The sequence below is a fragment of the Mesorhizobium sp. WSM4832 genome, from assembly GCF_055811115.1.
The window spans coordinates 195,457-218,622 of record NZ_JBVVQH010000006.1; the positions used below are offsets into that span (position 1 = coordinate 195,457).

Consider the following 23,166-nt stretch of genomic DNA (forward strand, 5'->3'; position numbering starts at 1 on the left):
AATTGCTGCCGGAAGTGAACGTCATGGCGATGAATGCCGTGGCGCGGGATACTGTTTTTGCCCTGCGCCGCCAGATCGCGAAGATCGAGGGAACGCTGCCCGAGCGCCTGGAAGCGCCGGCGCGCGGCGCGCCTGGAGCAATTCCAGGAAAAGTGCAAAGCGGTGCTGCCGGACCGGGTATGGCGCCGGACATCACGATTGTCCGGCGCGGTCTCGCCGTGGCCTCGGCGGATGCCTTCCTGCACACCGGCATCGAACGCCTCGACGCAGCACTTGGCGGTGGCCTGCCCAAGGCGGCGCTCAGCGAAATCCATGGCCTGGAGACCCGCGATGCCGGCGCAGTCGCCGGTTTCGCGCTGTCGCTCGTAAGCCTGATCCTCAAGGAGAAGCGGGGCCTGCCGATCCTCTGGGTCGGGACGGCGGAAATTTTTCATGAGGCCGGCCTTCCCTATGCCAGGGGCCTTCACGCCCTGTTCGGCATCGAGCCCGAGCAATTGCTGTTTTCCGAGGCGCCGAAGCTGCTCGACGCGCTATGGATCGCCGAGGAGGCCGCCCGCATGACGGCCTTCGCCGCCGTCATCCTCGAAATCCGCGGCAGCCCGCAGCGGCTCGACCTCACCGCCACGCGCCGCCTGCACGCCCGCGCCCGGAATGCCGGCCGTCCGGTGCTGTTGCTGCGCCAGGCCGGCGCGGCCGATCCCACCGCCGCGCCCCTGCGCCTCATCGTTTCGGCGGCACCCGCGGCAAGCCGCGAAACGGTTGCCGGCCCGCTCGCCGGCTCGATCGGCCGCCCTGCCTTCACCGTCGATATCGGCAAGAGCCGCACGGCCCTGCCCGGACAATTCACACTGGAGTGGAACCCAAATGAGCACGCTTTTGCAGAAAGAACAGAGGTACCTGTCGCTGTGGTTCCCGCATCTGGCCGCGGAGCGGATCCTGCGCCAGCGTCTGGGGCGGTCCTGGCGTTCCCGGCCCTCGCAGCACCTGCCGCCACCCCACCCACCACTTGTGATCAGCCATCGCGACAACAACGCCCAGCGCATCGCGGCTCTCGACGAGCGGGCTGAGGCGCTCAAATTGAAGCGCGGCATGGGCATTGCCGATGCCCGCGCCATGCATCCCTCGATCGACGTGGTGGAGGCCGACGCGGAAGCCGACCGCCGCCTGCTCGAAGGCCTCGCCGACTGGTGCGACCGCTACACGCCGCTGGTGGCGATCGACGCCGAGGACGGGCTGTTCCTCGACATCACCGGCTGCGCGCATCTGTTCGGCGGCGAGCGTGCCATGCAGGACGAGATCCTCACCCGCTTCTTCCAGCAGGGCTTCGATGTCCGCGCCGGCCTCGCCTCGACGCCGGGCGCCGCCTGGGCGGCGGCGCGCTTCCATGGCGACCGCATAATTGCCGGCGGCGAGGAGGAGGCGCTTCTGGCGCCGTTGCCATTGTCGGCGCTGCGCATCGCGCCGGAGACCCGCGCCAGCCTGGAGAGCGTCGGCCTGCGCACCGCCGGCGCGGTGATGGCCGCGCCGCGCGCGCCGCTCGCCCGCCGCTTCGGCGCCACCTTGCTTTTGCGCCTCGACCAGGCGCTCGGCCGCCTCGACGAGGCCGTGTCGCCGCGCCTTCCCGTGGCGCCGCTCTCGGTCGAGCGCCACCTTGCCGAGCCGGTCATGCTCACCGACGATATCGAGCGGCTGGTCACCCGGCTTGCCGTCGCCTTGAAGACCGACCTCGAACGCCGCGGCGAAGGCGCAAGGACGCTGGCGCTGCTTCTCTTCCGCGTCGACGGCGCCGTCAGCCGCATCGCCGTCGGCACATCGCGCCCGATGCGCGAGCCGCGGCTGATCCAGAAACTGTTCCACGAGCGGCTCACCGCATTGGAGCAAAACATCGATGCCGGCTTCGGTTTCGACCTTGTGCGGCTGTCCGTGCTGTCGGTCGCCGCCTTCGATATGCTGCAGGGCGACCTGACCGGCGAGACGGAGGATGATGACGCCGACATCGCGCTCTTTGCCGATCGTGTCCGCGCCCGCCTTGGCGAGGCCGCCGTGCTGAAGCCGGTCGTCGTCGAAAGCCATCTGCCGGAACGCGCCGTCAAAAGCGTGCCTTTCGCGGAAGCCCCGCAAAGGCGCGCGCCGGCGACCGATCGGACGGTGCAGCCGATGACCATCTACCCGCCGGAGCGGCCGGTGCGGCTGTTCCGCTCGCCCGAGCCGATCGAGGTGCCGGCGACCGAGATCCCCGAAGGCCCGCCGATGAATTTCCGCTGGCGGCGCGCGCTTTACCGCGTCGCCCGCGCCGAGGGACCGGAGCGCATCGCCGCCGAATGGTGGCGGCAACCGCCCGGCGAGGAGGAGGCGCCGACCCGCGACTATTACCGCATCGAGGACAGCGAGGGCCGCCGCTACTGGCTCTACCGCCAGGGTCTCTACAGCACCGCCTCGAAAGCCGCGCCGCCGCGCTGGTTCATGCATGGGGTGTTCGCATGAACGCGCTGACCGTCATCCCCTATGCCGAGTTCGGCATCCGGTCGAACTTCTCCTTCCTGCGCGGCGCCTCCAAGCCCGAGGAACTGGTGGTCACGGCGAAATTCTACGGCTTCGCCTCGATCGGGCTAGCCGACCGCAACAGCGTGGCCGGCGTCGTGCGCGCCTGGCAGCAGGCCAGGGTGGAAAAACTTGCCTATCACCCCGGCTGCCGCCTGGTGTTCGGCGACGGCACGCCGGACATCCTCGCCTATCCCCGCGACCGCCAGGGTTGGGGACATCTCTGCCGCATGCTGACGCAAGCCAATCTGCGCGACGAGAACGAGAAGGGCGCGACGCTGCTCGAGTTGAGCGACCTGCTAGAATGGGGCGATCGGATGTCGCTGGCGGTGCTGCCCGATCTGTCAGGCGGCGCCGATGACGGCCTGTCGCTCATTAGCCGGCTTAAGGATCGTTTCGGCTCGGCAATCCGGCTGGCCGTGGCGCCGGATTATGCCGGCAACGACCGTTTCCGCATCGAGCAGGCGGCGGCGATGGCCGAGCACGCGCGCGTCCCGCTGATGGCGACCAACGACGTGCTCTACCATGCCGCCGACCGCCGCCCGCTGCAGGACGTGCTCACCGCGATCCGCCTCAACACGCCGGTCTCCGAGGTCGGGCTGGAGCTGACGGCCAATGCCGAGCGCCATCTGAAGCCGCCGCTGGAGATGGCGCGCCTTTTTCGCCGACATCCGGAGGCGCTGGCGGAGACGCTGCGCTTCGCCGACGAGCTCACCTTCGCGCTCAGCGACCTCGAATACAATTATCCGGACGAGCCGACCGAATCCGGCCTCGGCCCGCAGGCCGAGCTCGAACGCCTGGCGCGCGAAGGCGCGGCCGTGCGCTATCCGGCCGGTATTCCCGACCACGTCACGCAGCGGATCGGCAGCGAACTCGCCTTGATCGAGCGCCTGAACTATGCCCGCTATTTCCTGACCGTCCACGACATCGTCAAATTCGCGCGCAGCAAGGGCATCCTTTGCCAGGGCCGCGGTTCAGCCGCCAATTCGGTCATCTGCTTCTGTATCGGCATCACCGAGATTGGCCCCGACCGGATCGACACTTTGTTCGAGCGCTTCATCTCGGAGGAACGCAACGAGCCGCCCGACATCGACGTCGATTTCGAGCATGAGCGGCGCGACGAGGTCATCGCCTATATTTATGAGAAATACAGCGCCAAGCGCACCGCTTTGGCCGCCGCCGTGATCAGCTATCGCGGCCGCTCGGCGCTGCGCGAGGTGGCCAAGGCCATGGGCCTGTCAGAGGACGTGCGCAGCGCGCTGTCGAGCACCATCTGGGGCTGGTCGACCTCCGAGCTCGGCGACAGGGAAGCCAATGCCGGCGGCCTCGACCGCACCGATCCGCTGTCGCGGCAGGTGCTGGAGCGCGCCAACGAGATCATGGGCTTCCCCCGCCACCTTTCCCAGCATGTCGGCGGCTTCGTCATCACCCGCGACCGGCTCGACGAAGTCGTGCCCATCGTCAAGACGGCGATGGAAGAACGCAAGATGGTCGAATGGGACAAGGACGATCTCGACGCGGTGAAGATCCTCAAGGTGGATGTGCTGGCGCTCGGCATGCTGACCTGCCTGAAGCGAGCCTTCACCTTGCTCACCGATCATTATCCGCGGGCGCGGGATCCGTTTGGACGACCTTACGTGCTCGCCAGCCTCCCGGAAGAGGACCGTCGCGTTTACGCCATGATCCAGCGAGCCGACACGCTCGGCGTCTTCCAGATCGAGTCGCGCGCGCAGATGTCGATGCTGCCGCGTCTCAAGCCGAAGAATTTCTATGATCTCGTCATCGAGGTGGCGATCGTGCGTCCGGGTCCGATCCAGGGCGACATGGTGCATCCCTACCTGCGTCGGCGGCAGGGTAAGGAAAAGGCCGAATATCCCAAGCCCGAGTTGGAAGAGATTCTCGGCAAGACGCTTGGCGTGCCCTTGTTCCAGGAGCAGGCAATGAAGATCGCCATCGTCGCCGGCGGCTTCAAGCCTGGCGAGGCCGACGAGTTGCGCCGCGCCATGGCGACCTTCAAGCGCACCGGCACGATCGGAAACTATGAGACGCGAATGGTCGAGGGGATGGTCAAGAAGGGCTATCCCAGAGAGTTCGCCGAGCGCTGCTTCAAGCAGATCGAGGGTTTTGGCGAATATGGCTTTCCCGAAAGCCACGCCGCCTCCTTCGCGCTGCTGGTCTACGCCTCCTGCTGGTTCAAGGCCTTCTATCCCGACGTCTTTTGCGCCGCCATCCTGAACGCGCAACCGATGGGCTTCTACCAGCCGGCGCAGCTCGTGCGCGACGCGCGCGACCATGGCGTCGAGCTGCGCGAGGTCGATATCAACCACTCCGTCTGGGACTGCACGCTGGAAAAGTCGGCCTTCGATCCGTCCCGCATCCTCGAGCGCCACGCCTCGATGCGCGGCGTCATCGAAACGGCGCATGCCGTGCGGCTCGGCTTCCGCCAGATCAAGGGCCTGTCCGAGGAGCGCATGGATGCCGTCGTCGCCCGGCGCGGCGACGGCTATCGGTCGGTCCGGGATGTCTGGCTGCGGTCGGGCCTCAATGTCGGCGAGATCGAAAGACTGGCTGAGGCCGACGCCTTCCGCTCGATCGGCCTCGACCGCCGCTCAGCGCTCTGGGAAGTGCGCGCGCTGGACGGCAAGAGCGCCGCCGAAAAGCTGCCGCTGTTCGACCGGCCGTCATTGGGTGGCCTGCGCGAGCTGGAGCCGGAGACGAAACTGCCGAAGATGCCGCTCGGCGAGCATGTCGTGCATGACTACCGCTCGCTCGGCCTGTCGCTGAAAGAGCATCCCGTCGCCTTCCTGCGCGAGCGGCTCGACCGCGCCGGCATCACCCCCAATGCCCGCCTGCCGTCGGTGCGCGACGGCCGCCGCGTCTCCGTCGCCGGCCTCGTGCTGGTGCGCCAGCGTCCAGGCAAGGGCAATGCGATCTTCCTCACCCTGGAGGACGAAAAGTCGATCGCCAACGTCATCATCTGGCCGCGGGTCTTCGACCGCTTCCGCTCCATCGTCATGGGCGCCCGCTTCATCCGCGTCACCGGCAAGCTGCAGCATGAATCGGACGTCATCCACATCGTCGCCGACCGGATCGAGGATTTGACTCCCTGGCTGAGCGTGCTGCTTGAGTCCGCCAGCCCACCGGTCATCGAGCATCAGCCGGATGGCGATGCGAACCGATCTGCCGAGGCGAACCGAAGCCTGCCGGTCCGTCGCGACATCGAGGCCCTGTCGGGCGCAGCACAACAGGTCATGCCGAGGGGGCGGAATTTTCAGTAGGAGCGATACGTCGCCATGCAGAAACTTCGATGTCGGCGGGACAGCGCCCCCCTCTGGCCTGCCGGCCATCTCCCCCTCTAGGGGGGAGATCAGATGTCACGCCGGCTTTCGCCAATCTCCGACATTGCAAGATGAGCGCGGCGCCCAAGCTGCCAATCTCCCCCCTAGAGGGGGAGATGGCCGGCAGGCTAGAGGGGGGCGCGAAGGATCGCCAACTTCTTCGTCACCGCACCCTTTGAAGGCCGCTCACGAAGGCCCGCCGAGCCGCGGCGGCTGCGGCGGCAGCACGTCTTCGGGCGAGATCGTACGCGCTTCCGAAGGCAGCATGATCGGGATGCCGTCGCGCACCGGATAGGCGAGCTTGGCCACCCGCGAGATCAGCTCGCCGCGCTCCGGGTCCCAGGTCAGCGGCCCCTTGGTCAGCGGGCAGGCCAGCAATTCCAGAAGCTTCGGGTCAACCTCGGCCTTGCGCCCGTCACGTCCATCCGCTGCCATGGCACTTTTCCATCGTCCAATCGCCCGGCCCTAAGTGTGTTGATATTCAGGTCAGGTCGGCCTCACCTGAATATCGATACACTTACTGCAGGCTTGACCCAAACTCGTCATCCTCGCGCGCCAGCGTCATTTCGGTGATGGCGATCAGCGTTTCGGCGCGCGTCTTCAGGTCCGGCGCTTCCAGCAGCGCCTGCTTTTCGGCCGGTCCGTAGGGCGCCATCATCGACAGCGCGTTGACCAGCATGCCGTTTTCGGCGCGGCTGACGCTTTCCCAGTCGGCCTCGAGGTCATTGGCCTGCAGATAGGAGCGAAAAGCCTTGAGCAGCGCCGGCCGGTCGACCTCGGCGCCGGCCGGGTCTTCCTCGAGGTCGGCGAGAAACGGCGCGATCCGGCAGTGCCGGAACGGCGCTTTGGCCGTGAGCTCCTGCGTTATACGAAACCGGCAAACGCCCTGCAGCGAGATCAGATAGCGCCCGTCGCCTGTCTCGGCGAGCGAGATGATGCGCCCGGCGCAGCCGACGCTGCACAGCTCCGGCTCGCCGTCGTCGCGCAATGCGCCGTCGAGGCTGGGCTGGATCATGCCGATCAGCCGCGAGCCCGCCATTGCCTGGTCGATCATCTGCAGGTAGCGCGGCTCGAAAACATTGAGCGGCATGCGGCCGCCTGGCAGAAGCAGCGCTCCGGCGAGCGGGAACACCGGGATCGCCGACGGCAGATCCTTGGCAAGCCGGTAGAGTGCGTTACCGACGCGCACCGCAACCCTCCCAAACCAACGCCGGCAAACGCATCAACCCGCAATCTCCTCTCGCACCGGCAACCCGTCTCAGATCGGCGACGGACCGCCAGCCTGCCCCTTATCTGGCGCTGACGCTCCGTTGCTCAAGCCTGCCGGCCACGACAGCCGGCAAAAAACTTCAGGACAATTCCAGGAAACCTGCGTCGCGGCTTTCCGTCCGGAATTGCGCAAGAACAAACTTAGAGCGGTTCGCGCTTCTGTGAAACGCCTAGAGCCGGATGATTTCAGGTCTGTTCGACCTGAAATCTGAATCCGGCTCTAAATCAAAGAGATGGAGCATGATATCGTCCGAAAACCGCTTCACACTTTTCGGCATCATGCTCTAACGGCTCTATGAGAACAGCAGCGACGAGAGCTTGCGCCGCGCCGCGAGCGTCGCTTCGTCGGTCATCCCCCAGGCCTCGAAGAGCTTCAACAGCTGCGCCCGCGCGCCGTCGTCGTTCCAGGTCCGGTCGGCCTTGATGATCGCCAGCAGGTTGTCGGCGGCCTGAGTTCGCTCGCCGCGCGCGTTCTGGATCATCGCCAGGTCGAAGCGAGCCTGGTGGTCGGCCGGATTGGCGGCGAGCCGACGCTCGAACTCGGCCGGATTGCCCAGCGCCGCGGCTTCCGCCGCCAGCGTCATCTTGGCGCGCAGCGCCGCCAGCGCCGGCGCGTCCTTCTTGTCCTCGGGCGCCCGCGCCAGAACCGCTTCGGCGCCTTCCACGTCCCCGGCATCGAACAGGATCTCGCCGAGGCCCGCGATCGCCTCGATCGTCTCCGGCGCCTGCTCCATGATCGCTTCGTAAATGTCCGCCGCGGTCTGGACGTCGCCGGCCGTGCGCGCCTCGGCCGCCGCGGCAAGCGCGTCCGCGACCTGTGGCGCGCCGCCGCCCTTGCCGCCGACCTTCTCGATGAACTGGGCGATCTGGCTTTCCGGGATCGCGCCCATGAAGCCGTCGACCGGCTGGCCGTCCTTGAAGGCGATGACCGCGGGAATGGACTGGATGCCGAGCTGGCCGGCGATCGAGGGATGGTCGTCGATGTTCATCTTGACCAGCTTGACCTTGCCGCCGGCGGCGCTCACCGCCTTTTCGAGCTGCGGCGTCAGCTGCTTGCAGGGTCCGCACCACGGCGCCCAGAAGTCGACCAGCACCGGCTGCCGGCGCGATTCCTGGATGACGTCGGTGGCGAAAGTTGCGGTTGTCGTGTCCTTGATCAGGTCGGCGGCCGCCGGCGCGTCGCCCAGCGAAATCTTGGCGCGGTCGCCGCCGCCATATTGCACCGTCTGGGCGTACTGGCCGCCATTGCCGCCAAACGAGCTGCTATACGGATTGTTGTCACTCATCGTGTCGCCCTTTCGGTCGCGCTCCTGGCCTTGGCGCCCGGCGCGTCATTGTCGGATTTCGGAACCGCCTTCCATGTGGCGATCAGCCCCTGAGTTTCAAGGTAATGAGACTTTCAGGATAACAGGATCATGGCCGGTTGCCTCGACGAATCTGATCAGGTCGGCGGCGGCGATCGAGGTCGTCGCCTCATTGGTCAGCGGATGGCCGTTGATGACGTCGTGGCTCATCAACTCCTGGTCGAGCACCACTTTGACCTTGCCTTCCGCGTCGTTGATCAGGCCGAAGACGGTGACCGCTCCAGGGATGACGCCGAGCAGTTCCATCAGCATCTCGGGCTTGCCGAAGGATACCCGGCCGGCGGCGCCGATCAGCTGGTGGATCTGCTTCAGGTCGACCACCGCCTCCTCGCCGACGGTGACCAGGAAATAATTGTCCTTCTTGTCCTTGAGGAACAGGTTCTTGGTGTGGCCGCCATGGATTTCGCCGCGCAGGGCCTGCGAATCGGCAACCGTGAACAAGGGCGGATGCCGCACCGTCGAGACGGCGATGCCGAGATCGGCAAGAAAGGCGTTGAGCTCGGCTTCGGTCTTCGGCATCGGTCCTCACGCGGTCCAACTGGGGTGATGCCGTTTACGGCCAATGGTGGCTTTGGGGCAAGGCTGCCGACGCAATTCCAGGAAAGTGCGCGGCGGTTTTCCGTCGGTAATTGCAGCGAACAAGAGCGCGATTCCAGCAGGTGCATGACGGATTTGCGCGCGCAATTGCGATCGGCCCGGTTTCGGGCCATCCCGCTTCCTTGCTTCCGAAGCGAAGTCCGCCGCCGGAAGAACCAACTCCAAAAGACCGTCATTTCCCTGTTGCAATCGCCGCGCTCTTCGGCCATATAGGCGCGGCTTGCGGCCGAGGCCGCGCGAGCGGGTGTAGCTCAGGGGTAGAGCACAACCTTGCCAAGGTTGGGGTCGAGCGTTCGAATCGCTTCACCCGCTCCAGTTTCCTTCAGGGGATCAAGCAAACGAAAAGCCGCGGACCCCCGCGGCTTTTTCGCGTTTGGCCAATCTCCGGAGGGCGTACGGACTAATGCATGTCGCCCAGAAGTGTGCTGCGGTTCTGGGACAACGACATGCATCAAAACAAAGACGTAAAGCGCGACGCGCTTTATCGGGGAGGGCCGATATCCTGCCTTGGCAGACAGCGGCCGTCGTCCGCAAATGTCAGCGGCTCATCAGACTTGGGTCGCATGCCAAAGGGACTGTAGAGCCTCTTTTGCCGGGCCTCCGACAACTGTACTGTTCGATGGAAGTGCTGGAGCCAATCCAGCCGGGCAGTCCTGCCGGGAGCGTTTCCCGCAAGTCGTTACGTTGGGGCATAACTAGATCAAAGAACGTCGGCCATGAGGTTCACAGCCTTACAGGATCCGTGCGGCCAATGGATGGTGTATGATCTGCGGTCGGATTTCCCGGCGCAGACACCGCACATGTCGTTGGTTGGGCTGACGCGAGGCCAAGCAGAGCGGCTCAGCGGCCAGGCTAATGAATTTTCCCCGAACCGGGCGACGCCGCTCTCTCGATATCTCTCTCATTCATCGATATTCTGGCCGTCGGCGCTGGAACAATCTGGCTTCATCGGCAATTTGGGTGCGCTGAAACAAGGAGCGCCCATGCGGTTCGCGGCAATGCAGGATCCATGCGACCACTGGCTTGTCTGTGATCTGGTTTCCGATCTGCCGGCGGAGATAGAAGGCCGGCTGCTGATCGGGCTGACGCGAAGCGAGGCCGCGGAACTTGCCGAGCAGGCCAATGCCGGAATTATCGGGCAGGCCATCAATTGGCCGATCCCGCTCGCCAGCGTCGCCTGAAGACGCCTGGCTCCTGATGCATGTCGCCCAAAAGTGCGCAGCGGTTTTGGGGGAACGACATGCATCGAAACAAAGACCTAAAGCGCGTCAGCTGAATTCGTTTCAGCGCGACGCGCTTTTGGCGGACCGCCTCACCCGCTTCACGTCCAGCCGTGATTCAACCTGCGATCACATTGGGTAACATTTGCGTTCTACCTCCATTTCAATGCCCGGGTGGACCTCTATATGTCGTCCGTGGGCCGAGAATCGCCGGCGATGGATGGCCTGCATCGCGACACGACGTGACCAGACGGCCCTTTCGGAAAAGCGGTTTTACCGCTTCGATCTAGGGAGATGTGATCATGCGCTCTTTCATGCCAAAAATAATCGTAGCCGCGTCGATCCTCGCGGCCATACCGCTTTCGAGCGCCTATGCGGCGCAACGCCACCACAGGGCACAGGTCGACACCATGACCACCGCGTCGGTGCCGGCGGATCCGGGCACGAGAGCGGCGATGCACCAGTTGCTGGGCGTAAAGCAGGGTATCCGTACGGCTAGACAGGTCGGCAAGATCACGGAGGATCAGGCCCGCGACCTGATGCGGCAGGCGGATGCCATCCAGCCCAGTGGAGATCGTTCGGTGATCGGGCAGATCAACGATCTGGATCAGCGGCTTCAGAATGCCACCGGCCAGGGAACCTATATAGGCAGCGGTGGGGACGGCGGCTATTATCCGAACGGCTGACCAACATGCGCCCTTCGTAAAAACCGGCTGCCGGTGTGATCAAGCCTTTGCTGGCCCCACACCGGCGCCATGTCATGCAGGGCTCGCCGGCCACCAATTGTACGTTACGCCAGTCGCGCTCTTGTCGTCCTGGGCGTCGCCAGCAAAAGGCTGGTCTCGCTTCCCGTTATGCCGGGGATCAGCCGTATGCGGCGCAGCACCGCGTCGAAGTCGGTGAGCGAAGCGGTGCCGAGCTCCACCACCAGGTCCCAGCGGCCATTGGTGGTGTGGATGGTCGACACCTCGGGAAAGCCGCCAAGCGCCCGGATGACGCGATCCGCGGCATGGCCCTCGATCTCGATCATCATGACGCCGCGAATGCGTTGATCGACCGCGTCGGCGCGCAGCACCACCGTGTAGCCGATGATCTCGCCGGATTTCTCCAGCCGCTCCATGCGCGACCTGACCGTGGCGCGTGACACGCCGAGGTCGATGGCGATGTCGGATACGCTGCGCCGCGCATCGTGCCTCAGCAGCGTCACCAGCTTTTCATCGAGAGCGTCCACGTCTTTCCATTTCGATCAATGCATCTGCCCAATATGATAGATCAGCCTTCCCGAAATGCCAATTTTCGCTGTTCAAACCGCCAGCCGGCGATGATCCAATCCCGCGATAATCATGAAGGGCTAGAAGAATCATGCGCTGCAGGATCGTCGGCGCGCCGGTACAGGACGGCGCGGGCAGGATGGGATGCGAAATGGGGCCGAGCGCGCTGCGCACGGCAGGGCTGGTCTCGGTGCTGGCCGAGCTCGGCCATGAGGTCGAGGACTGGGGCGCGGTCGAGAAGGCTCAGGCGCGCACCGTCGTCCATGGCAATCTCGCTCTGAAGGCGCTGCCGGAGATTTCCGCCTGGACGGCGGCGATCGCCGAAACCGCCTACGCGGCTTCGAGCGACGCCATGCCGATCTTCCTCGGCGGCGACCACTCGATCTCCGCCGGTACCGTCTCCGGCGTGGCGCGCCGCGCCGCCGAGCGCCGCCGCCCGCTCTTCGTACTGTGGCTCGACGCGCATCCGGATTTCCACACCCTCGACACCACCACCAGCGGCAATCTGCACGGCGTGCCGCTCGCCTATGCCAGCGGCCGGCCGGGCTTTTCGGGCTATTTCCCCGATCTGCCGCAAGCGGTCGACCCCGCGCGAATCTGCACCATGGGCCTGCGCAGCGTCGATCCGGCCGAGCGCCGGGCGCTGAACGAAGCCGGCGTCACCGTGCACGACATGCGCGCCATCGACGAGCATGGCGTCGCCCCGCTGCTGCGCGCCTTCCTGGCCCGCGTCGAGAAGGAGAACGGCCTCTTGCATGTCAGCCTCGACGTCGACTTCCTCGATCCGTCGATCGCGCCAGCCGTCGGCACCACCGTTCCCGGCGGCGCCACTTTCCGCGAGGCGCATCTGGTGATGGAGATGCTGTCCGACAGCGGCCTGGTCTCCAGCCTCGACCTGGTCGAGCTGAACCCGTTCCTCGACGAGCGCGGCCGCACCGCCACATTGATGGTCGACCTCACCGCCAGCCTGATGGGCCGCCGCATCATGGACCGCCCGACCCGCAGCCATTCCGGGAGCCTCTGAAAATGACCCAGCCTTCGCGCCTTGCCATCGTCCCCTTCGTCAGCGTCGACCGCATGATGAAGCTGGTGCTCGCCATCGGCGTCGAGCGCTTCCTTACCGAGCTCGCCGCCTATATCGAGGAGGATTTTCGCCGCTGGGAGCTGTTCGACAAGACGCCGCGCATCGCCTCGCACAGCCATGACGGTGTCATCGAGCTGATGCCGACCAGCGACGGCAAGATGTACGGCTTCAAATATGTCAACGGCCATCCCAAGAACATGCGTGAGGGCCGCCAGACGGTCACCGCCTTCGGCGTGCTCGCCGATGTCGGCTCCGGCTATCCGATGCTGTTGACCGAAATGACCATCCTGACCGCGTTGCGCACGGCGGCCACTTCCGCCGTCGCCGCCAAATACCTGGCGCCCAAGGGTTCGCGCGCCATGGCCATCATCGGCAACGGCGCCCAGTCCGAATTCCAGGCCGTTGCCTTCAAGGCGTTGCTCGGCATCGACCGCCTGCGGCTCTACGACATCGACCGTTCAGCATCGGAAAAATGCGCCCGCAACCTTGCCGGCAAAGGCTTCGACATCACCATCTGCTCGACTGGGCAGGACGCGGTCGAAGGCGTCGACATCATCACCACGGTGACCGCCGACAAGCAATGCGCCACGATCCTCACCGACAACATGGTCGGCTCCGGCGTCCACATCAACGCGGTCGGCGGCGACTGCCCCGGCAAGACGGAGCTGCATCGCGACATCCTGCTGCGCTCCGACATCTTCGTCGAGTTCCCGCCGCAGACGCGCATCGAGGGCGAGATCCAGCAGCTCGATGCCGATCATCCTGTGACCGAGCTATGGCAGGTGATGACCGGCCAGGCGCCGGGCCGCAAGGCGCCCGAACAGATCACGCTGTTCGATTCCGTCGGCTTCGCCACGGAAGATTTTTCGGCGCTGCGCTACGTCCGCGACCAGCTCCAGGCCACCGGCCTCTATGAGGAGCTCGACCTGCTCGCCGACCCCGACGAGCCGCGCGACCTGTTCGGCATGCTGCTAAGGGCCGCCATGCAGCCGGCGGCTTGAAGCCTTCCCCTTCTCCCCGTTTCACGGGGAGAAGGTGCCCGACGGGCGGATTGGGGGCAGCGCCAGCGTCGGCGATTGCCAACACTATCAGCGCAAAGCCGCGCAGCTTTCCCTCTCGACCAGCACCGGCGCCAGCACCTCGCGCCGCGAGGGTGCTTCCGGTTCGCCTAGCCGCTCGAGCAGCAGGCTCACCGCCCGCGTGCCGATCTTTTCGACCGGCTGCGCGATCGTCGTCAGCGGCGGCCAGGTGGTGACGGCATAGGGGATGTCGTCGAAGCCGACCATCGAGATGTCGTCGGGAACCCGCAAGCCGCGCGAGCGCAGCACCGTCAGCGCGCCCATCGCCATCAAATCGTTGCAGGCAAACAGCGCCGTGATGTCCGGCGCCTGCGCCATCAGCTGTTCCATCGCCAGCCGGCCACCGGCGAAATGATAGTCGGAATCGACGATCGAGGACGGCGGCAGGTCAATGCCTGCTTCGCCGAGCGCACGGACAAAGCCGCGCAGGCGGGCCGGGCTGGAACTGGAATCGCGCGGACCGCCGATGACGCCGATCTTGCGATGCCCGAGCCCGGCCAGGTATCTGCCGGCGAGATAGCCGCCATGGTCGTGGTCGACCAGAACGGTATCGACATTGACCGACTGGATCTCGCGGTCGAGCAGCACAGCCGGCACGCTGGGCAAGAGGCGGGCGAAGACCCGCGCGTGGTCGGACGAGCCGGCGAAGATCAGCCCGTCGATCTGCTTGGCCATCAGCACCGAGAGATAGCGTTCCTCCTTCTCGGCATTGCCGTCGGAGTTGCACAGGATCACCGTGTAGCCGGAAACAAAGCCGGCATCCTCGATCTGTCGCGCGACGCTGGCGAAGAACGGATTGGAATTGTCGGGCAGAAGCAGGCCGATCGTCTTGGTTTCGCCGCGCCTGAGACTCCGCGCCACCGAGTTCGGGCTGTAGCGCAGCACCGCGATCGCGGCGCGCACGCGCCCGGCCGTTTCCGGCTCGACATGGCGCGTATGGTTCATCACATGCGAAACCGTTGCGACGGACACCCCCGCATGGCGTGCGACATCGGCAATCGTTGTCATGGTCCCTGCGATTCCCACTGAGCCGCAATCGGTTACGCAACCGATTACGCAGGAGACTAGATGTGCGGATTTGGAAAGTGTCAATATCAGCGGGCCGAGGGCGCAGAGGCAACCCTTCCTTCTCCCCCTGCGGGAGAAGGTGGATCGGCGCGCAGCGCCGAGACGGATGAGGGGTGTTCCAGCGGAGTGAGACGCTGGTGTTCCCTGGAACACCCCGCGCCTTCTCCCACAAGGGGAGAAGGAAGAATGAGGGGCATCACCCTCACCGCCACCCCAGCGCCGGCGCGACGTGCTTCAGGATCGACTCGATGACGTGGGCGTTGTAGTCGACGCCGAGCTGGTTGGGCACGGTGAGCAGCAGCGTGTCGGCCTCGGCGATCGCTTCGTCCTCCTTGAGCTGCTCGATGAGCACGTCCGGCTCGGCGGCATAGGTGCGGCCGAATACGGCGCGCTTCTCCGGCTCGATATAGCCAAAGTGGTCTTCGCCCTCGCTGCCGCCGAAATAGGCGCGGTCCATGTCATTGACGAGGGCAAAAATGCTGCGGCTGACCGAGACGCGCGGCTCCCTCGTATGGCCGGCTTCCTTCCAGGCGGCGCGGTAGGCTCTTATTTGCTCGGCCTGCTGGATGTGCAGCGGCTGGCCGCCCTCGTCGAATTTCAGCGTCGAGCTTTGCAGGTTCATGCCGAGCTTGGCCGCCCATATGGCGGTGGCGTTGGTGGCGGCGCCCCACCAGATGCGGTCGCGCAATCCGGCCGAGAACGGCTCCAGCCTGAGCAGGCCGGGCGGATTGGGGAACATCGGCCGTGGATTGGGCTGGGCAAAGCCTTCGCCGCGCAACAGGTCGAGGAATATCTCCGAATGCCGGCGCGCCATGTCGGCGTCGCTCTTGCCATCTTCCGGCACGTAGCCGAAATGACGCCAGCCGTCGATCACCTGCTCGGGCGAGCCGCGGCTGATGCCCAACTGCAAACGCCCGCCGGCGATCAGGTCGGCCGCGCCCGCATCCTCGGCCATGTAGAGCGGGTTCTCGTAGCGCATGTCGATGACGGCCGTGCCGAGCTCGATACGCTTGGTCCTGGCGCCGGCGGCGGCCAGCAGCGGGAAGGGCGAGGCGAGCTGCCGGGCAAAATGATGGACGCGAAAATACGCGCCGTCGGCGCCGAGCTCCTCGGCCGCGACCGCGAGGTCGATCGATTGCAGCAACGCGTCGGCGCCCGAACGCGTGCCCGATTGCGGCGACGGCGACCAATGCCCGAATGACAGAAACCCGATCTTCTTCATATGCTCCGTTCCTGCTGGAGTGGCCCATTGGCCGCTCAAACTCGTTGTTGCTCCAGCAGATAGCCAGGGCGGTGCCGCGATACAACGGACACGGAACGGATACAGACCGTCAATCAGTTCTTTGAAAGTTCGGTGCCGCCCTCGCGTTATACGGAGACCAAATAATGGTGGGCACGGCGCCGCCGCATATCCGTGCCAACGCGATCGGTCTCGCGATCGGGGAAGCGTCGCCGGCATTCCCGCTGCCGCCGGAGCGCTGTATCGTTCTCGCCAACCGATGATTCCCGAGCATTGGACGAAGCCTTCATGCATGGCCTGACACCCATACTTTCCACCGTGACCGCCTCTTTCCTGGCGTCCTTCGTCGAGGTCGTCGAAGCCTTCACCATCGTGCTTGCCGTCGGTGTGACGCGCAGCTGGCGCCCTGCGCTGACGGGTGCAGCACTGGCGCTCGCCTTCCTTGCGGCGCTAGTGCTGGCGTTCGGCCCGCTGCTGGCGCTGGTCCCCATCACCGTCCTGCAATTCGTCGTCGGCGTGCTCCTGATCCTGTTCGGCATGCGCTGGCTGAGAAAAGCGATCCTGCGCAGCGCCGGCGTCATTGCCTTGCGCGACGAGGAAAAGGCCTTTTCCAGGGAGACCGCCGCCTTGCAGCGTCAGGCCGACGATCGCCGCGCCGACTATCTGGCGGCCGTCGCGTCGTTCAAGGCGGTGCTGCTCGAGGGTGTCGAAGTGGTGTTCATCGTCATTGCCGTCGGCGCCGCGCATGCGCAGACGTTTTATGCTGGCCTTGGGGCGCTGGCGGCCTTCGTGCTGGTGATGCTGATCGGCCTTGCCGTGCATCGTCCCCTGGCGCGCGTGCCCGAGAATTCGCTCAAATTCGTCGTCGGGCTGATGCTGACCAGCTTCGGCGTGTTCTGGACCGGCGAAGGCCTCGGCGCCGAATGGCCGGGCGCCGACCTCGCTCTGCTCGCCATCTTCGCCGTCATCGCCGCGGCGTCCTTCGCCATCGTGCGCTGGCTGCGCGGCGCCTATCCGGCAGCCGCCGAAGGAGTTGCCAGATGAACGTCATCCGCCTGGTCTTGAACGAGCTCGTCGGCATGTTCGTCGACGATGGCAGCCTGGCGCTGCTGGCTCTGATCCTGGTCGCGCTGATCACCGCCGCGGTGAAGCTGTTGGCACTGCCGCCGCTCATCGGCGGCTTGCTGCTTCTTGTCGGCTGCCTGGCAATTCTCCTGGACAGCGCGCGTCGCGCGCGCGGCAAGGCGCGCTGATCAAAGAGCGGGAAATCTGCGCAAACGCTGGGGATTGGCTGAAGCCTACGAACTTCGTCATCCACGGGCGGAGCGACGCGAAGCGGAGCGCAGACCCGAGGATCCATTCCGTGACTTTGATCGTAGAGTGCTACAGAGCAGAATTCTGCACCAAGGCAACGCCTCGACGTCACGGAATGGATCCTATGGTCTGCGCGCGTCGCTCCGCTCCTTGCTCCGCCATAGGATGACGACGTGATGGATGTTCCGGCTAATCTCCAAGGCCATGCCACCTCCCAGCGCAACGTAGCCGCCAGTCATTCTGTGCCGGCAAACTAGTAAACCGTAAAAAGCGTCGGCAGGTCGCCGCTGAGGCGGAAATACTCGACTGCCTCGATGACTGGAAACAGCGCCAGGAAATAGAGTCCGTCGCGGAACGTGTTGCGCAGCGCGCGCGTCGAAAACAGCCACTGGTCCTCGGTGCGGTAAAGCAGCGGGTTTGGCCAGAAGCGTGGCGTGCGTTCGGCATAGGCCGCATGGACGGCGCCGAACTTGCCGGACAAAAACTCGGCCTCCTTGCGCGCGGTGAACCGGAAGACGAGGAAGCTTGCCAGGCCGAGCATCGCGGCCGCCAGCACCGAGCCGAACATCAGCCCGCCGCCAACCGCGCCGAGCGTCGAGAAGAAATAAAGCGGGTTCTGGGTCATCGAGAACGGACCGGACACGATCAGCTCGTCGTTCTTCCTGCCGCCGACGAAGAGGATGCTCCACAGCCGGCCAAGGAAGCAGGCCAGCACCATGACAAACCCGATCGTCTCGACGATTTCGTGCCCGTCCGATCCTTCGGCCAACGCCGGCTTGCTGAACAGGAGCAGGATGACGGCAAGCATGGCGGCCACCTGCACGACGATCAGCCGCTTGTGCTGGTCGAACGCCTTCGGCGCCGATTTGAGGGACGTGTAGGCCATTCTTTCTCATCGCTTCGGCCCCGCGAGGGGACGCCAGGCCTCTCTAACTCTTCCGCCGGGCGATGACGAGGCCCGGCGGATGTTTTTGGCCGACCTTACGAATTTGTAAGGGAGCGGACAGGCTGCGGTGAGTTCGCCCGCATACACCTGATAATCGACCGCAGCTGGTCGCCGCACAAACCGCAGACGGGCATCGCCATGATCTCTCAAGCCGACAACCTCGCTCTCAACCGGGTCCCGGAAGTCACCATCGATTTCTGGCTGATCAAGATCATGGCGGTGACCATGGGCGAGACCGCGGCCGACTATCTGGCCGTCAATCTCGGCCTCGGCCTCACCCTCACATCCTTGATCATGAGCGGCATCCTCATTGTCGCGCTCGTCCTGCAGTTCGCGCAACAACGCTACGTGCCCTGGGCCTACTGGCTGGCGGTTGTGCTGATCAGCATCGTCGGCACTTTGGTCACCGACAACCTCGTCGACAATTTCGGCGTGCGGCTGGAGACGACGACGATCGTCTTCTCGGTCGCCCTCGCGCTGACTTTCGCGGCCTGGTACGCGAGCGAAAAGACGCTCTCGATCCACACCATCATCACCACCAGGCGCGAGACCTTCTACTGGCTGGCGATCCTGTTCACCTTCTCGCTTGGCACGGCCGCCGGCGATCTGGTCGCCGAGCGCTTCGACCTGGGCTATCTCACCACCGGCCTCATCTTCGGCTGCGCGATCGCGGCGATCACGCTTGCCTGGTTCTTCCTCGGCCTGGACGGCATCCTCGCCTTCTGGCTCGCCTATATCCTCACCCGGCCGTTCGGCGCCTCTTTCGGCGACCTGCTCTCGAAGCCGGTGGAATATGGCGGCATGGGCTTCGGCGCCACCTTCACCAGCCTGGCCTTCCTCGGCTGCATCGTGGTCATCGTTCTTCACATGACACTGAGGAACCTGATCGACGAAGACGAACTGGCCCTGCTCGATTAGAAGCACTGCACAGGGATTCTGACCGGTTGGCTCTGTTTGCGTTGGCAGGTGGCATGCGTTGGAGATTTGGCCGAAACGCCCATCGCGATCGTCATTCTAGGGCGGAGCAGGAGCGAAGCAGTGCAAACGTTGGAGATTAGCCGAAGCCTGCGAACTTCGTCATCCACGGGCGGAGCGACGCGAAGCGGAGCGCAGACCCGAGGATCCATTCCGTTACCTTGACCATCGAATGCAGCGGAGCAGAATCCTGCACCGTGGCGGTGCTTCCTAGTCACGGCATGGATTCTATGGTCTGCGCCGCGTCGCTTCGCTCCTTGCTCCGCCATAGAATGACGAGGTTGGGGGCGGCTTCAACCAATCCCCGGCTAAAATGGCTCTCGCAAAAATGTGTAGCGGTTTTCGGGCTGCAAGCGCGTAAAAAACAGATGGTTAGAGCGATTTCGGTCCGGAGCCGCATCAACAAAGACTATCAGCCAAGAAAAAGCCGCAGCCAGCGCTACATTGCCGGCGAGGCCGAGGCGGCAAGGACAGCGCGGGGCGATGCGACTTCTGCTTGTTGAGGACGATCCGAGGACCGCCGACTATATCGTCCGCGGGCTGGCCGAGGCCGGCCATGTCTGCGATCTGCTGCGCGACGGTCATGACGGTCTCTTCGCCGCGACCCGCAACGCCTATGACGTGATTGTCGCCGACCGCATGGTGCCCGGCCTCGACGGCCTGTCGATGATCAAGGCGGTACGCGCCGCCGGCATCCGCACGCCGGCCATCTTCCTGACCTCGATCGGCGGCGTCGACGATCGCGTCGAGGGCCTGGAAGCCGGCGGCGACGACTATCTGGTCAAGCCCTTCGCCTTTTCCGAGCTGCTCGCCCGCATCCATGCGCTCGGCCGCCGGCCGGCGGCGCAGGAGCAGAAGACGGCTCTGCGTGTCGCCGACCTCGAAATGGACCTGATCCAGCGCCGCGTGACCCGGCAGGGCCAGCCGATCGACCTGCAGCCGCGCGAGTTCAGCCTGCTCGAGGTGCTGATGCGCGGCGAAGGCCGCGTCATCACCCGCACCATGCTGCTGGAGCGCGTCTGGGATTTTCATTTCGATCCCAAGACCAGCGTCGTCGAGACGCATATCAGCCGGCTGCGGGCCAAGGTCGACAGGCCGTTCGACGTGCCGCTGATCCACACCGTGCGCAACACCGGCTACAGCCTGCATGTTCCGGCCTGATCCTGCGCCCGCAATTGCGGGACCCGCATGAGCGTGACACGCTCCAGCCTGCTGCGCAGCACGCCGTTTCGGTTGGCGCTGGCCTTCGCCTTCCTGTTCCTGCTGGCTTTCATCCTGTCCGGCGCGATCGTCTATCAATTGATGAGCGCCTCGCTCGCCAGGCAGCTCGATCAATCGATCAAGGAGACTTACTCCCTGATCGCCGCCACTTATACCGAGAGCGACGAGGAGGATCTCGTTGCCACGGTCAGGGACCATGCCCAGTTCAGCCAGGATAAGGACGAGATCTTTTCCCTCACCGATCGCGACGGCAACCGCCTTGCCGGGGATTTCACCGCCTCCAGCCTGCCGGACGGCTTTTCCATGTTCGCCGCCAACCTGCCGGGTGTGCCGCCCGGCACCGAATATCGCGCCTATTCAGGCACGGTCGGCGGCAACAGCCTGACGGTCGCCTTCTCGCTCTCGGAAACCGAGGATCTCGAAAAGATCGTGTTGATGAGTTTCGGCTGGGCGACGCTCTTCATCACCGGCCTTGCCGTCGCCGGCGGCGCCGTGCTTGCCTCGCGCGTCCAGCGGCGCCTCGACGGCATCGCCAGCACCATGGTCGACGTCTCGCACGGGCGGCTCGATGCGCGCATTCCGCTGATCGGGAGCGGCGACGACATCGACGCCGTGTCGGCCCAGGTGAATGCCGCGCTCGAGCGGCTGTCGGCCCTGGTCGACGGGATGCGCGAAGTGAGCGCCAACATCGCCCATGATCTCAAGACGCCGCTCAACCGGCTGCAGATGATCCTGGAATCCGCCGCCGACAAGACGGTGTCGGGCGAGGATGTCTCGACCGAGCTGACCGACGCGCGCACTGAGAGCCAGCAGATCAACAGCACCTTCGACGCGCTTCTTCGCATCGCGCAGATCGAAGCCGGCGCCCGCAAGGCGCGCTTCGTCGATCTCGACGTCGGCCCGGTGGTCGAGACCATCGGCGAGGTCTATGCCGACGTCGCCGAGGATGACGGCAAGTCTTTGTCGACAACAATCGTTCCGGATACGAAATGGCATATTCACGGCGACCGGGACCTGCTGATGCAGATGCTCGCCAATCTGGTCGAGAACGCGCTCAGGCATTGCCCGCCGGGCACCGCGATAGAGCTTGCGGTGACCGGGGAAGGCAGCCACGTCCTCATCCATGTCCGCGACAATGGTCCCGGCATTCCCGCCGAGGAGCGCGAGAAAGTGTTCCGCCGGCTCTACCGGCTGGATGCGAGCCGCACGACGCCCGGCAGCGGCCTAGGCTTGAGCCTTGTCAAGGCGGTGGCCGACCTGCATGGCGCCGCGATCGTGCTTGAGGATCGCAATCCGGGTCTCGGCGTGACCGTCAGCTTTCCGGCCGTGCGAGTCCCAACAGCCTGAGCTGGTTCGTTGACCCTGAAATCGGCGCAAACGCCGGGGATTGGCTGAAGCCTCCCAACCTCGTCATTCCAGGGCGGAGCAAGGAGCGAAGCGACGCGCGCAGACCCTGGAATCCATGCCGTGACGTTAAGGCGTTGCAGCGGTTACAGAATTCTGCACCGTTGCGCTCTACGGAAGAGGTCACGGCATGGATACTCGGGTCAAGCCCGAGTATGACGAAGCGCTGATGAGATCCAGCTAATCGCCTACCTCTTGCGCTCTCCGCTCCTTGCTCCGCCCGTGGATGACGATCGCGATGGGCGTTTCGGCCAATCGCCACGGCATGCCAACGGCGGGCGCTCCCGCCGGCGCTGCCGAAGCCATCAACATCTGGCACCCGCCCGGCGAAAATCCGAAGGCGACATGCCGGCGAGCTTGCGGAACGACTTGTTGAAGGCGCTGAGCGAGCCGAAGCCCGATTCCATGGCGACCCGCAGCACATTGGCATCCTCATGCATCAGCAGCGCCTGCGCGTAGCTCAGCCGCAGCAGGTTGACATACTCGTTGAGCGTCATGCCGGTCGATTTCTTGAACAAGCTCATGGCGTATTTGGGATGGATGTCGGCAGCCGCTGCGATGGTCACGCAGTCGATGTCGTAGAGGAAGTTTTCGGCGATGAAATCGCACATGCGCCCGACATTGCGCGAGGACTGCTGGTCGAAGGGGCTGCCGGCCCCGTGTCCGGATGCGGTTTCCGGCACCAGCCGGTACGCCTCGAACCGCACCCGCTCGAGCCGGAGCAGCAGCTCGTTGACGGCGTGCTCCGTCTTCGCCGCATCGCCCGAGCGCGCATATTCGTTCCAGCGCTTGAAATTGTCGTTGTCGGACTGGTCGGTGGCATTCGTCACCAGCGTCGCCCCGGTCATCAGTCGGTGCCGTATATCGGCCGGCAGATGCAGGCGGAAGAAATGCACCAGCGGCAGATGCGCGCCGGCATAGATCGTATCGTCGGTGAGATCGTCCATCTGGTGCGGCAGCCCGCCCCAGAACAGGCACATCTCGCCGGCCGACAGCGAAATCTCGTGTTCGGCCATGCGGTAATGCACCGAGCCCTGCACGATGAAGTTCACCTCGACCTGGGCATGCCAGTGCGGCTTCAGCATCACCAGCGGGTGATTGTGGAACATCTGCAGGACAAGCGGCAGGCCTTCGACGCTGCTCGCGCCGGGCTGGTAGAACGGACGCATCGGCACCTTACTTTCCGGCAACTTCTTATTCCCTTTGACGGGGACAAGCCTTCCGCGTCGCATAGT

21 protein-coding genes and 1 tRNA gene are annotated in these 23,166 nt (G+C 64.9%); 13 read left to right on the top strand and 9 right to left on the bottom strand.

The genetic code is table 11. The features are described from left to right. The first annotated feature begins 23 nt into the window (after window positions 1-23). From AC0L2L_RS11155 to AC0L2L_RS11165, 3 genes are read left to right on the top strand one after another with little or no spacing between them, the layout of a single operon-like run. The gene (locus tag AC0L2L_RS11155) at window positions 24-1,067 is read left to right on the top strand and encodes an ImuA family protein (protein WP_473578287.1); all 1,044 of its coding nucleotides are present in this window, start codon (window positions 24-26) and stop codon (window positions 1,065-1,067) included. Further along, window positions 1,009-2,484 carry a DUF6504 family protein gene (locus AC0L2L_RS11160; RefSeq protein WP_473578289.1) on the top strand — a complete coding sequence of 492 codons (1,476 nt, stop codon included), beginning with the start codon at window positions 1,009-1,011 and terminating at the stop codon, window positions 2,482-2,484. Before AC0L2L_RS11155 ends, AC0L2L_RS11160 begins: the two co-directional genes overlap by 59 nt. After that, window positions 2,481-5,819: an error-prone DNA polymerase gene (locus AC0L2L_RS11165; RefSeq protein ID WP_473578291.1), complete on the top strand. Its 3,339-nt coding sequence runs from the start codon at window positions 2,481-2,483 to the stop codon at window positions 5,817-5,819. The genes AC0L2L_RS11160 and AC0L2L_RS11165 overlap by 4 nt, the downstream gene beginning before the upstream one ends. A gap of 246 nt (window positions 5,820-6,065) precedes the next feature. Here the strand turns inward: AC0L2L_RS11165 and AC0L2L_RS11170 are convergent, their stop codons facing one another. The 4 genes from AC0L2L_RS11170 to AC0L2L_RS11185 all read right to left on the bottom strand — a co-directional run bounded on the left by AC0L2L_RS11170 (window position 6,066) and on the right by AC0L2L_RS11185 (window position 9,031). Further along, window positions 6,066-6,314 (bottom strand): Trm112 family protein, encoded by a 249-nt coding sequence (locus AC0L2L_RS11170; RefSeq protein ID WP_473578293.1) that lies wholly within the window; start codon window positions 6,312-6,314, stop codon window positions 6,066-6,068. 82 nt (window positions 6,315-6,396) lie between these two features. Then, window positions 6,397-7,068, bottom strand: coding sequence for an LON peptidase substrate-binding domain-containing protein (locus AC0L2L_RS11175; RefSeq protein WP_027169662.1), 672 nt, complete (start codon window positions 7,066-7,068; stop codon window positions 6,397-6,399). 373 nt (window positions 7,069-7,441) lie between these two features. Beyond that, window positions 7,442-8,434, bottom strand: coding sequence for a thioredoxin (gene trxA, locus AC0L2L_RS11180; RefSeq protein WP_473578294.1), 993 nt, complete (start codon window positions 8,432-8,434; stop codon window positions 7,442-7,444). Between the two features lie 96 nt (window positions 8,435-8,530). Beyond that, the gene (locus tag AC0L2L_RS11185) at window positions 8,531-9,031 is read right to left on the bottom strand and encodes a prolyl-tRNA synthetase associated domain-containing protein (RefSeq protein ID WP_473578295.1); all 501 of its coding nucleotides are present in this window, start codon (window positions 9,029-9,031) and stop codon (window positions 8,531-8,533) included. 318 nt (window positions 9,032-9,349) lie between these two features. Between AC0L2L_RS11185 and AC0L2L_RS11190 the strand changes: the two genes are divergently transcribed. From AC0L2L_RS11190 to AC0L2L_RS11200, 3 genes are all read left to right on the top strand, one after another. After that, window positions 9,350-9,424: transfer RNA gene (locus AC0L2L_RS11190), tRNA-Gly, on the top strand. A gap of 401 nt (window positions 9,425-9,825) precedes the next feature. Further along, entirely contained in the window at window positions 9,826-10,290 is a 465-nt protein-coding gene (locus AC0L2L_RS11195) for a hypothetical protein (RefSeq protein ID WP_473578297.1), read from the top strand. A 341-nt stretch (window positions 10,291-10,631) separates the two neighbouring features. After that, the gene (locus AC0L2L_RS11200; RefSeq protein ID WP_473578299.1) at window positions 10,632-11,015 is read left to right on the top strand and encodes a hypothetical protein; all 384 of its coding nucleotides are present in this window, start codon (window positions 10,632-10,634) and stop codon (window positions 11,013-11,015) included. Window positions 11,016-11,119: 104 nt separating this feature from the next. On the opposite strand, the gene AC0L2L_RS11205 is transcribed toward AC0L2L_RS11200, so the two are convergent. Then, the gene (locus AC0L2L_RS11205; protein ID WP_027169658.1) at window positions 11,120-11,560 is read right to left on the bottom strand and encodes an Lrp/AsnC family transcriptional regulator; all 441 of its coding nucleotides are present in this window, start codon (window positions 11,558-11,560) and stop codon (window positions 11,120-11,122) included. A gap of 131 nt (window positions 11,561-11,691) precedes the next feature. Between AC0L2L_RS11205 and rocF the strand changes: the two genes are divergently transcribed. Beyond that, a complete protein-coding gene (gene rocF / locus AC0L2L_RS11210) occupies window positions 11,692-12,624 on the top strand; it encodes an arginase (RefSeq protein WP_473578301.1) in 933 nt (310 codons plus the stop codon). 2 nt (window positions 12,625-12,626) lie between these two features. Beyond that, window positions 12,627-13,685, top strand: coding sequence for an ornithine cyclodeaminase (locus AC0L2L_RS11215; RefSeq protein WP_473578302.1), 1,059 nt, complete (start codon window positions 12,627-12,629; stop codon window positions 13,683-13,685). 87 nt (window positions 13,686-13,772) lie between these two features. Here AC0L2L_RS11215 and AC0L2L_RS11220 read toward each other — a convergent pair whose 3' ends face one another. Both AC0L2L_RS11220 and AC0L2L_RS11225 read right to left on the bottom strand, forming a co-directional pair. Next, window positions 13,773-14,771: a LacI family DNA-binding transcriptional regulator gene (locus AC0L2L_RS11220; protein ID WP_473578304.1), complete on the bottom strand. Its 999-nt coding sequence runs from the start codon at window positions 14,769-14,771 to the stop codon at window positions 13,773-13,775. A gap of 262 nt (window positions 14,772-15,033) precedes the next feature. Next, window positions 15,034-16,053, bottom strand: a complete 1,020-nt coding sequence (locus AC0L2L_RS11225) for an LLM class flavin-dependent oxidoreductase (protein ID WP_473578305.1) — start codon at window positions 16,051-16,053, stop codon at window positions 15,034-15,036. Window positions 16,054-16,359: 306 nt separating this feature from the next. On the opposite strand from AC0L2L_RS11225, the gene AC0L2L_RS11230 reads away from it, so the two are divergent. Together AC0L2L_RS11230 and AC0L2L_RS11235 are read left to right on the top strand one after the other, a co-directional pair. Beyond that, the gene (locus AC0L2L_RS11230) at window positions 16,360-17,115 is read left to right on the top strand and encodes a COG4280 domain-containing protein (protein WP_473578306.1); all 756 of its coding nucleotides are present in this window, start codon (window positions 16,360-16,362) and stop codon (window positions 17,113-17,115) included. After that, window positions 17,112-17,324 carry a hypothetical protein gene (locus tag AC0L2L_RS11235; RefSeq protein ID WP_473578307.1) on the top strand — a complete coding sequence of 71 codons (213 nt, stop codon included), beginning with the start codon at window positions 17,112-17,114 and terminating at the stop codon, window positions 17,322-17,324. Before AC0L2L_RS11230 ends, AC0L2L_RS11235 begins: the two co-directional genes overlap by 4 nt. Window positions 17,325-17,638: 314 nt before the next feature. Here AC0L2L_RS11235 and AC0L2L_RS11240 read toward each other — a convergent pair whose 3' ends face one another. Then, complete coding sequence (locus tag AC0L2L_RS11240; RefSeq protein WP_473578308.1) at window positions 17,639-18,271, bottom strand: methyltransferase family protein; 633 nt, start codon at window positions 18,269-18,271, stop codon at window positions 17,639-17,641. Window positions 18,272-18,469: 198 nt separating this feature from the next. On the opposite strand from AC0L2L_RS11240, the gene AC0L2L_RS11245 reads away from it, so the two are divergent. From AC0L2L_RS11245 to AC0L2L_RS11255, 3 genes are all read left to right on the top strand, one after another. Continuing rightward, the gene (locus tag AC0L2L_RS11245; RefSeq protein ID WP_473578309.1) at window positions 18,470-19,249 is read left to right on the top strand and encodes a COG4705 family protein; all 780 of its coding nucleotides are present in this window, start codon (window positions 18,470-18,472) and stop codon (window positions 19,247-19,249) included. Window positions 19,250-19,789: 540 nt separating this feature from the next. After that, window positions 19,790-20,467 carry a winged helix-turn-helix domain-containing protein gene (locus AC0L2L_RS11250; protein ID WP_027169649.1) on the top strand — a complete coding sequence of 226 codons (678 nt, stop codon included), beginning with the start codon at window positions 19,790-19,792 and terminating at the stop codon, window positions 20,465-20,467. Between the two features lie 27 nt (window positions 20,468-20,494). Then, window positions 20,495-21,874, top strand: coding sequence for a sensor histidine kinase (locus tag AC0L2L_RS11255; RefSeq protein ID WP_473578310.1), 1,380 nt, complete (start codon window positions 20,495-20,497; stop codon window positions 21,872-21,874). Window positions 21,875-22,236: 362 nt separating this feature from the next. Here the strand turns inward: AC0L2L_RS11255 and AC0L2L_RS11260 are convergent, their stop codons facing one another. After that, a complete protein-coding gene (locus tag AC0L2L_RS11260; RefSeq protein WP_473578311.1) occupies window positions 22,237-23,163 on the bottom strand; it encodes a helix-turn-helix domain-containing protein in 927 nt (308 codons plus the stop codon). Between the last annotated feature and the right edge of the window lie 3 nt (window positions 23,164-23,166).